Source organism: Pseudocitrobacter vendiensis, assembly GCF_943590815.1.
Classification (GTDB): domain Bacteria; phylum Pseudomonadota; class Gammaproteobacteria; order Enterobacterales; family Enterobacteriaceae; genus Pseudocitrobacter; species Pseudocitrobacter vendiensis.
The window spans coordinates 1-9,294 of the sequence record NZ_CALSBS010000057.1; the positions used below are offsets into that span (position 1 = coordinate 1).

11 protein-coding genes are annotated in these 9,294 nt (G+C 48.8%); 5 read left to right on the forward strand and 6 right to left on the reverse strand.

Features of this window, described 5'->3' with window-relative positions; genetic code table 11:
- A partial coding sequence (locus NMC31_RS25405; RefSeq protein WP_139158041.1) for a Tn3 family transposase occupies positions 1 to 500 on the forward strand: 500 nt, incomplete at its 5' end.
- Between the two features lie 9 nt (positions 501 to 509).
- On the opposite strand, the gene NMC31_RS25410 is transcribed toward NMC31_RS25405, so the two are convergent.
- From NMC31_RS25410 to NMC31_RS25425, 4 genes are read right to left on the reverse strand one after another with little or no spacing between them, the layout of a single operon-like run.
- On the reverse strand, positions 510 to 875 hold the full coding sequence (locus NMC31_RS25410) for a DUF6710 family protein (RefSeq protein ID WP_012561167.1): 366 nt from the start codon (positions 873 to 875) through the stop codon (positions 510 to 512).
- Positions 875 to 4,111, reverse strand: a complete 3,237-nt coding sequence (mobF, locus tag NMC31_RS25415) for a MobF family relaxase (RefSeq protein ID WP_012561166.1) — start codon at positions 4,109 to 4,111, stop codon at positions 875 to 877. The genes NMC31_RS25410 and mobF overlap by 1 nt, the downstream gene beginning before the upstream one ends.
- Positions 4,111 to 5,640, reverse strand: a complete 1,530-nt coding sequence (locus tag NMC31_RS25420) for a type IV secretion system DNA-binding domain-containing protein (RefSeq protein ID WP_000342688.1) — start codon at positions 5,638 to 5,640, stop codon at positions 4,111 to 4,113. The genes mobF and NMC31_RS25420 overlap by 1 nt, the downstream gene beginning before the upstream one ends.
- Position 5,641: 1 nt before the next feature.
- Positions 5,642 to 6,058 carry a hypothetical protein gene (locus tag NMC31_RS25425; RefSeq protein WP_001749975.1) on the reverse strand — a complete coding sequence of 139 codons (417 nt, stop codon included), beginning with the start codon at positions 6,056 to 6,058 and terminating at the stop codon, positions 5,642 to 5,644.
- A gap of 490 nt (positions 6,059 to 6,548) precedes the next feature.
- On the opposite strand from NMC31_RS25425, the gene stbA reads away from it, so the two are divergent.
- From stbA to NMC31_RS25445, 4 genes are all read left to right on the forward strand, one after another.
- Positions 6,549 to 6,968, forward strand: a complete 420-nt coding sequence (gene stbA, locus NMC31_RS25430; RefSeq protein WP_001749974.1) for a plasmid stabilization protein StbA — start codon at positions 6,549 to 6,551, stop codon at positions 6,966 to 6,968.
- An 8-nt stretch (positions 6,969 to 6,976) separates the two neighbouring features.
- On the forward strand, positions 6,977 to 7,693 hold the full coding sequence (gene stbB / locus NMC31_RS25435; protein WP_001749973.1) for a StbB family protein: 717 nt from the start codon (positions 6,977 to 6,979) through the stop codon (positions 7,691 to 7,693).
- A 1-nt stretch (position 7,694) separates the two neighbouring features.
- The gene (stbC, locus tag NMC31_RS25440) at positions 7,695 to 8,063 is read left to right on the forward strand and encodes a plasmid stabilization protein StbC (RefSeq protein WP_000414913.1); all 369 of its coding nucleotides are present in this window, start codon (positions 7,695 to 7,697) and stop codon (positions 8,061 to 8,063) included.
- A gap of 181 nt (positions 8,064 to 8,244) precedes the next feature.
- Positions 8,245 to 8,589, forward strand: coding sequence for a hypothetical protein (locus NMC31_RS25445; RefSeq protein ID WP_000999874.1), 345 nt, complete (start codon positions 8,245 to 8,247; stop codon positions 8,587 to 8,589).
- 110 nt (positions 8,590 to 8,699) lie between these two features.
- Here the strand turns inward: NMC31_RS25445 and ccgAII are convergent, their stop codons facing one another.
- Together ccgAII and ccgAI are read right to left on the reverse strand one after the other, a co-directional pair.
- Positions 8,700 to 9,020 (reverse strand): protein CcgAII, encoded by a 321-nt coding sequence (gene ccgAII / locus NMC31_RS25450; protein ID WP_001749971.1) that lies wholly within the window; start codon positions 9,018 to 9,020, stop codon positions 8,700 to 8,702.
- A gap of 54 nt (positions 9,021 to 9,074) precedes the next feature.
- The gene (gene ccgAI / locus NMC31_RS25455) at positions 9,075 to 9,254 is read right to left on the reverse strand and encodes a protein CcgAI (protein ID WP_000214483.1); all 180 of its coding nucleotides are present in this window, start codon (positions 9,252 to 9,254) and stop codon (positions 9,075 to 9,077) included.
- Positions 9,255 to 9,294 lie beyond the last annotated feature (40 nt).

Sequence of the window (9,294 nt, forward strand, 5' to 3'; positions counted from 1 at the left end):
CAGTCCACGCCTCAGAACTTGTGGGCTCGCTTTTAAAAAGTTCCCGTCCGTCAGGGCTGGCGCAGGCGATTATGGAGGTGGGACGGGTCAACAAGACGCTGTACCTCCTCAACTACATTGATGATGAAGAATATCGTCGCAGGATACTGACTCAGCTTAACCGGGGAGAAGGCCGTCACGCCGTGGCAAGGGCGATCTGTTACGGCCAACGTGGTGAGATTAGAAAACGTTACCGTGAGGGGCAGGAGGATCAACTGGGTGCGCTGGGGCTTGTCACTAACGCAGTTGTATTGTGGAACACGCTTTATATGCAGGAAGCGCTATCACATTTGCGCAGCGCTGGTGAGATCCCGGAAGACGAGCATATCTCACGCCTGTCGCCACTGATGTACGGTCATATCAACATGCTGGGACATTATACGTTCACGCTGCCGGAAAATATTCTGAAGGGAGAGTTGAGGCCATTAAATTTCAATTCAAACAATGAATTATTGCCTTAACGTGGTTTTTTACACGATTGAACCTCGAACCCCTATATCGGCTAAAGCACTCCGGTAGCTTGATTCACCCCACGGCCACGGCAGGATCTTGGCCGTCGCAAGCGCCAGGGGAAAATCTTCAGCTGCAAGCCTGAGTGATTTCATGTGCGTGTAATCCATCGCCCAGATGATTTTTGTGAAGAAGAACTCGCGCTCGTTCATGTCCGGGCGCGCGTCCTGGCCCTCCGTGCCAACGGCCAGCAAGTAATCGGCCTGAATTGGCAGTATCAGCGCGCGTAGTAAGTCATGGATCGCCGGTTGCGGCAGTCTGCGCGCCAGATTAATTACCCGGTCGAACTTCAGTTTATCCTGCTTGCGCTTGTCGGTCTGCTCCATCAGATTTCATGGCCCCCTTCTTCATGCTCATGCTCATGGGTGTGTTCTTTTCCGGTATGGCTCTGTTCCGCCTGAGACGTCTGCGGCATGGCGTAATCGTCGTAAATGCTGCTGTCAAAGTCGTAGTCTGATGCTTCGGCATAATGCTCGTAATCGGCATACTCCTGCGCGCTCCACTGCTGATCGTCGGCAGCAGCATAATCATGGGCCAGTTCTGCATCATTTTGCTGTGCTTCATGACGCCGCAGGCCAACGGAATCATCCATAGGGTTCTGCTTAAGATGAAAGGCGTCCTCTGCGTTGCTCACCGGCTGATAATCAGTGCCGGTTGTCATGTTATGTTCATCGGGTTTCTGGTTAAACGCCATGCTTTCCCCCGTGGCTTCTGGCAGACCTTTTTCAGCTGATCGGGTTTCTAAACTGGTATCGCGGCCAATATCCTTAAACCTGGCCTCAAGCCCAAAGAAACGGTCAATTTCTGCGGCCGTGGTTTTCGGGCTGTCGCGGCTCACGCTCGATGCCAAAGATTTTTTATCGTCGGTAAAAATTTCCACCTCATGACGCGCACGCGAAATACCAACATAAAAAACGTCCTTAGAAGTGGTAAGCGATTTGGTATCTATGTTGAACAACACGCGATCACAGGTAAGCCCCTGGGATTTGTGGACGGTGGTTGCATAAGCATAGGAAAGATAAGAAGCCTGTTTTTTGTCCAGCTCAACCGTGCGCCCTTTTTTGTCCTCAAGCGTCAGTTTTTCACCCTCCACGGTTTTCACCGTGAAGCGGTCGCCGTTGGCAACGTCCAGCGTTTTATCGTTACGCGTTACCATGACCTTATCGCCCGGCGCCAGTTCGGCGCTGACTGCCTGGTATACAGACAGCTTGGTGTGTGTACGCGGGCTGAAAGCGATCTGCTCACCGCTGCTGCTTTCAACCGTCAATTTGTTGCCCGGCCCGGTATCAAGAACCTGGTAAGACTCGCCCCGCTTCATACCATTTTTGTAATCCTGTTCGGGGATAATGATTTGCCCTTTACTGAAATAACGGCTGTCGCGGCGTTCCGCCTGTGTCGAATCCACGCGGTCAAGTAGCGTGAACGTTTCGCCGGTTCCGGCAAGCCCCAGATTGCCCCGGATGTAGTCATTGAGGGTTTTGCGTGAGGCGTTCGTACCAGAGATTATCAGGGTGGCATCCTGTTGTTCTGAGGACAGAGACAGGTAGCGATCGGCAAGTTGAGCGAGTCGGGGCGCTTCTTCCTTCAGTTCGTTCACGCCGGTGATATTTTTCAGGGCGCGCGCGGCATTACCTTCAGCGGCATACTTAACCGCCTCAAGCAAAACTTCATTCTTCTGTCGCTGAATGTCTTTCATGTAGCTGGTCTGCATACCTGCTTTAATCAGCTGCTCAAAAGGCTTACCGGCTTCTACCGCTTTCGTCTGTGACGTATCCCCCAGGAATACCGCGCGAGCGTTATGCTTCTCGATCACCTCCATCAGCTGTTTCATCTGCCGGGCGGGTATAACCCCGGCTTCATCAATGAATACGACTGATTTTTCATCCAGCTTTTTATCCTTCGCTTTGAGGAAGGCGGCAACGGTGCGGGCCGGTAATCCATCATCTTCAAGCGCTTTTTTCTGTGTCCCATAGGGGGCCAGCGCCGTGACCTTCAGCCCTTGTGACTCCAGCAGCTCTTTAGCGGCCATCGTCATATAGCTTTTACCGGTACCGGCGTAACCATGTGCGGCCACAAAACGATCTTTGCTCGTCACAATTTCTGTAACTGCGCGCATCTGCTCATTCTTGAGGGTTTTCCCGGCGAGCAGCTGGCCTGCAATCTCTGCGGTCAGCTGTCGCGGCATCTGCCCCCGGCCGCGTGATTCGATAGTCAGAATGGAACGCTCAAGGCGAATACCCTCCACGGTAGTGACGCGGTGGCTGGTCTTTTTAAGCCTGCCGTTTTTAATACCATCATCTACCGCAAAACGGGCTTTATCCGCACGCATCCCGCTATTCGTCAGCGAGTCGATCCACTCTTTGCGCGTCAGAGTTTCGGCCATAACTGAAGCACCGACCTTCAGCGTTGATTGATACCGGGCTTCGCCCTCGATGATGGCGCCCTTCTGTACCGCCTTCAGGTACGCTTTTTCAACATCGGCCATTGTGGCATGGCCCAGCACCTGCTTATTAGCGATCTGAATCAGCTTCTGGCGTTCAAAGCTGGCATCGCGCTCTGACAGCGACTTAACTGCAAACTGGATAGCCCGGTCAGCTTTAACCTCAGGGCTGGTAAAATCCGGGGCCATGTTGCGCGCAATATCAGCCTCCAGAGGTTTACCGTGTCCCTGCCATTCACGGTTATCAAAATCAATGCCTAGCGTTTTGGCGCGGCTGGCCCATTCCTGGTGAATTTCTTCACGGGAATGCTCTGTTTTCTTTTCACGCGTCGCCATCGAGACGCGGCTTTTCGTCTGAGCATCGGCGGTTTCCCGCGTCAGGCCCATTGCAGCGAGTCCCTTTTCAATTTGCTCCGACCGGCGGGAAAAAGCGCGAATCTGTTCGTCTGAAAAATGGGCCATATCGAACGTGTTATTTTTGCTGTTGTAACGCAGCTCATAACCGGCTTTGGTCAACTCCAGCGCCAGCTCCTGTTTGTAAACATCGCCCAGGTGCATTTTGTTACGCATCAGCTCATCATTTTTGAGCGCGCGCCACTGGCCGTCCTCGCGCTGGGTCATGTTCATGACAAAAGCGTGGGTGTGCAAATCAGGATCTAGCGCCCTGGACGTTTCGTGGCGAAAAGTAGCGACGACAAGGTTATTGGTATTCTGGGTTACTGATTTCCCCTGGCGAGTCGTCCGGGCCTGCGCGAGTTTTTCAGCTTCACGCACAGCAGCGGCAACAGCTTTTTCATGAGCCTCGATAATGGTTTTATCGCCGTGTATCAGCGCCTGCATGGATACCCCTTTAGGCGCTGAAAACGTCAGGTCGTAGCCCAGACGCTCTTTTTTGGCATCACCCACGTGTCGCTGCATATGCGTGAAGGTATCTATCTCTCCGACAAGCAGCTCTTTAAACCGGGCTGATTCAACGTCCCCGGATAAGCCGAGGGCTTCAGCTCCGGTTCCCTGCCAGGACGTGAATGATGAATCCTTACTGTAGTAATCATCCTTTGCATCAGAGTAGTAGCCCACAACGCTAGTGACGTTCTGGCGGGTAATCGTGGTTATATCAAGCATCAGATCTCCCTCAGTTCAATGCCAGGAACAGGGTTTTTGCGATGGTATTTAACGTGTTTAGCCTTGAACTTAGCGACGGGCATATCACCAGGCAACGCCAGATAGCCGGTGAGGTTTGGCAACATTGATATTTCGGTAGGCGTTACGGCACGAACAACTTTAACGTCGCGGCGTTTACGGACAATCCAGGGCTTCTGAGGATCGGATTCTTTACGCTCAACTTCGCCTTCTATCTCACCGAGTGAGCGCGACATTTGATCCAACGTTTCATCACCGAGACGGCTGCCGCCCAGCACGATGTTAGAACGCATGTTAGCCAGAATTGTCTGAGCCATATCCCGACCATAAACCTTAACCAGCTGAGAATAGGTTTGATAGCCAGCATAAACACACAGACCGCTTTTACGCCCTTTGGTCAGTGCATCGTTGAGGTTTGGCAGAAACTGGAGTGATTCCAGCTCGTCAATAAATACATTAATGCGGCTTTCTTTTTCACCCATACCCAGCACGATAGAAAAAATCGAATCCAGCCAGCAGGAAATTAGCGGATTAAGTGACCTTTTCATTTCTTCCTGCCAGGTGATAAACAGGGTTCCCGGCTTTCCATCATCAAGCCAGTCACGCAGGGAAAAATTACCTTCCGGCATTTTCAAATGTGGGGCAAGATTCTTACTGAGAACAAATCGCGCGCTTCCAACTGCTTTTTCAGACCCGGAAAAAATAGCTTCGGCAGGCGTCCCCATTAAAAATTCTTTTAATTTTTTCTGGTCAACGTTACAGGCCCAGTGAATAACTTCTTCCATAGTTACTGTGCTATATAGGCTGTGAAGTTTTTTCGAAACTTCACTAAAAATAAGACGGCCATAGCCGAACCATTCTTCAGTAGCCATATCAGGGCTTTCCTGAACAATAGAGTTCACTAAGCGCTCGTAATCATATGAACGGCGAATTTCATTGAAAAACACCCAGCCTTCAGTGCGTTTATCATAGGCGTTTAAAATAACATCGCCGGGACGATAGAAATTCTTTAAGAAGCCCCCATTTGGATCTAAAGCAATATTTTTGCCGCCTCTAATGATGCTCTTAAATAACAGTTCATTGAAAATTGTGGTTTTACCAGTACCGGTTGTACCGGCAATCGAAAAATGCAAGTTCTCAGCGTATGTAGGTATGGGGATATTAGCCACGGTTAACTGGTTGACACCTCTTTCGCGTGTTTTATCAGCGAGTGTTCTGGCGCGAACAAGCTCTGTACCACGATAAATCTTTTTGAATCTTTCGCCTTTAAACACGCGTGATTTATCATAAATGATAAAAGCGATCAGACCGCCAACACCAATAAACCAGCCAGCAATTAAAGCTGACCATAAAGGCCATAGCGAAAAAGTATTCTTAACCAGATACGGAATCAGGTATTTAGCCGTGGATGGATCAATACCGTAGGTAAATTTTGCAACTAGAAACCATACCATCACTGGAGGCAAAGTAATTGCAAATAAAAATGCTAAGCCTCTTTCTCTATCGTCCATTTCAGCGCTCCTTTTTTGGTTCCCAGACTTTGTAGCCGTTACGTTCAACCTCTGCTTTTGCCGCTTTGGTTTTGCCCGGTTCTGCTATCGAGCGCAGGAGGATTAGCGTTTCAATAGCGAGTGATTCATGCAACATCATCTGTCCTGCCGGTGGGAATTTTACGCCAGATAGCGTTTCGGTTATTGCCTTCAGCTCATCGCGCAGTGGGCCAAAATCCGCATCTGAAGCACGGTCAAAAAGATAATCCAGTTTGCGATTTACGTCGCTCAGCCGGTCGGCAACTATTTTCAACCCGGACTCCCGATCACCTGGGCCAGCTTCAATGCAGCGCCGCAGATAATCTGACCGATTACCTCCTGAAACCAGGTCTATATAGGCCAAAAGTTCATCTGATACTTTTGCGGTTATTATTGGCATTCAGTCCTCACATTGTGCATTTTTTAAACAAAAAATTGGGATCTAACAAGCTGAAATCTTAGTATTACCAAAGTAATAAAGCAAACTCATTATAAAACAATGAGTTATTGGGTGTTTTTAATACCTAATTATTACCGAATATTGTTGCTATTTATTTTTTTATCTTTTAAATCAGTATGATAGCGTGATTTATCGCGCTGCGTTAGGTGTATAGCAGGTTAAGGGATAAAAAATCATCTTTTTTGGTAGGGGCGATCTACGTAGGTTAAGGACTAACTGGCTAAAAAGCGTTCAATATTCCGTATTCATGCTTGCATGAATACCAGTACAACAAAAGTACATCAAAATTACATCAAAATTACATCACTTGAAGGTTGACAGTACAACAAAATTACATCATTCTTTGGTCATGAGGTAGCCAGTACAACAAAAGTACATCAAAAGTACATCAAAATTACATCAAAATTACATCATTCTAAATGAGGGTACTATGAAGCCCAAAAGTATCAGGGCGGCACTTCAGTTGATGTTGCCGGAAATAGAAGAAATGCTGTCACTGGGAGTTTCCAGGGAGGAAATTTATAAGGCAGTTTCTGAACGCTTCGGCCTGGAAGGTGTGAACGTTCGTAGCTTTGATACGTCCCTATATAGAGCGCGGCAAATCCGGAAAAATGGAATGCACAATACACATGAAAGGATGCCGAACAATGATGATAGTGTATTGCACAATACACAAAAAGGAGGTAGCGAGAAAGGTGCAGAGGAAAGTGTATTGCACAATACACAAACGCCGCCTGAGCCTGAACCGCAAGGAAGTGAAAAAAAAGAAAGTCCCGGCATTATTGATAAAGAGTTCTTCAATAAAATCAGTGAAGATTTCGACCCTAAGATGTTCAATAAAAAATTCTGAGGTGATTTATGAAAGTAGCGGTAATTAATTACAGTGGCAGCGTTGGTAAAACCTTAATTTCATCCTACCTGTTAGCCCCGCGTCTGACTGGAGCAAAATTCTATGCGGTTGAAACTATCAACCAGTCTGCTTCCGATCTGGGGATTGAGAATGTTTCCATTTTTAAAGGTGATGACTTTTCACGGTTGATTGAAGATATTGTTTTTGAAGATGCCGGGATTATTGATATTGGTGCGTCAAACGTAGAAGCGTTCCTGATGGCAATGTCCCGCTTTGACAGTGGCGCGAATGAATTTGATAAGTATGTAATCCCGGTTACGCCTGATAATAAGGCCATTGATGAAAGCCTGAAAACAGCACATACGTTAAGTAAGGCAGGTGTAAGCAGCGATAAAATCATCTTTGTTCCAAACCGCATTAGTCCAGATAGTGAAGTAGAGGATGTACTGGCGCCGGTATTTGAATTTGTCAAACGAACGAAAGTTGGCAAAATCAGCAAGAAATCTGTTATTTATAACAGTGAAGTTTTCGAATATCTCGCGTATCACCGTATCTCATTCGAAGCATTGACCGCTGAAGATCCAGAAGAATTTAAAGCCCGCGCTAAACAAACAACGGATGCTGACGAGCGCAAAAAACTGGCCCGCCGTTATACCTACATGAAACAGGCAATTCCTGTTAAAGCTAATCTCGATAAAGCATATGCGGCTTTAATGGGAGAATAAAATGGAAAAGCAGCCAGATAAATTTGAAGTTCTGATGGATTGGTTTTTAGGTGACGCGAAGGAAATCACCGCAAGTCAGAAAGAAATGACTGAGATACTTTCTGCGCTTTCGGAAAAGCTGGCAAAAGACACCGAAAGTTTAGGAGAGACGGCAGACTCTCTTAAACGGACTTTAGTAGAAAACCAGCGTTCAATTAGCCTGGCAATTAGTGATGATGCTAAGGCGCGTGAGGAATTTCTGACGAAGTTCCGCCGCGCGCAGGCGTCCAGAGCTGAGACGTTAACCCGTCAGATCCTTTTTATTACAGCTGGCTGCACTATTGTGGGCGCCGCCGTGGGTGCCGCGATAGCCATAATTCTACTGAGATAATGTAAACCGGGCATGTCCCGGTTTTTTTTCAAGCGAAGCGCGGAGGCCGCAGGCCGGAGGCATTAGTGGCCGCCGCCCGAAGGGGCGAGACGCGTAGCGGCTCGATGCGCAGCACGGCAGAACGGCCCCGCAGGGGTAATGCCCGGTTTAATTCAACGTGACAGTCACGTGGAGGAAAAATATGAATGACCGACAGCGTGAACAAGCCCGTATTCGCCAGGCCCGGCGCCGCGCGCGACTCAAAGAGGAAGGCGCTAGCGTGACAGTCACGCTAACAAAACAGGAAGAAGCAATGTTACAGGAGCTTTGCCGGGTTCGTCGTCCAGGACGAACAGCCTATTCCACGAATGAGTTTTTCCAACTGCTGCTGATCCGAAACTGGCAACAGTGGCAGGAGCAAAAGGCGCAGCTGGGGAAATGCCAGGCTTGCGGAAAGCTGAAAGCGGAGGGAGGTTGCGGCGGCGAACGGCAGAGCGAAACCTTTAACTGCTGGCTAGCCGTCGAAGCAAACGAGCTTAATGTGTAGTGTATTGTGCTATACAGAAATTGCCAAAAGCAGCGCGGAGTAATAACTGAAACGGCCGCGCAGCGGAAAGAAAAAAGCCCGGTCAATCCGGGTTTTTTTCTTTCGGCGGCTCAGTAATCGTCTAGATCTCCGCAGCCCAGCGGGCAACAATTACGCTCAATACCGTGGCTGCAATAATCGTTTTCCCGATCCTGCCGGATTTCTTCCGCGATCTCGTCTTGGGTCAGATAGTCAAATTCACGCCGCGCTACCGCGATCAGTTCTTCCCGATACTCGGCCGGAACGCCAGCAAGATAGCCGTCAATAACCGCGCTCAGGCGGCGCTGATACAGTTCATAAATCAGGCCGCAGCGGGGCTGCTGTTCGCGCGCAAAACTCTCACACTGGCGACGAAAATCTTCAAGAGTCTGCTCAAGGGTTTGTGTGGTCATGTCGTTTGTCCTCGATCTTTCTGTTAAAGACCCGGCTTGGCCGGGTCGTCAGTGCTATTTAGTTTGTTGCAGCAGCTGGTCTAATTTTGCCGCCAGTGCATACGTCGATGTGAAAGCGCCTTGCAGGCGCTGATTAGGCAGCTGGTTGAACGCTTCGAGGCAGGCGCGCAGCAATAATTCTTTCTGAGATTCGACTTCTTTTTTCAGCTGGGAAGGGGTGGTAACAGTGGTCATGCTTACTCCTTAGTGATCCGATACCGGCAATTTTTCGGGT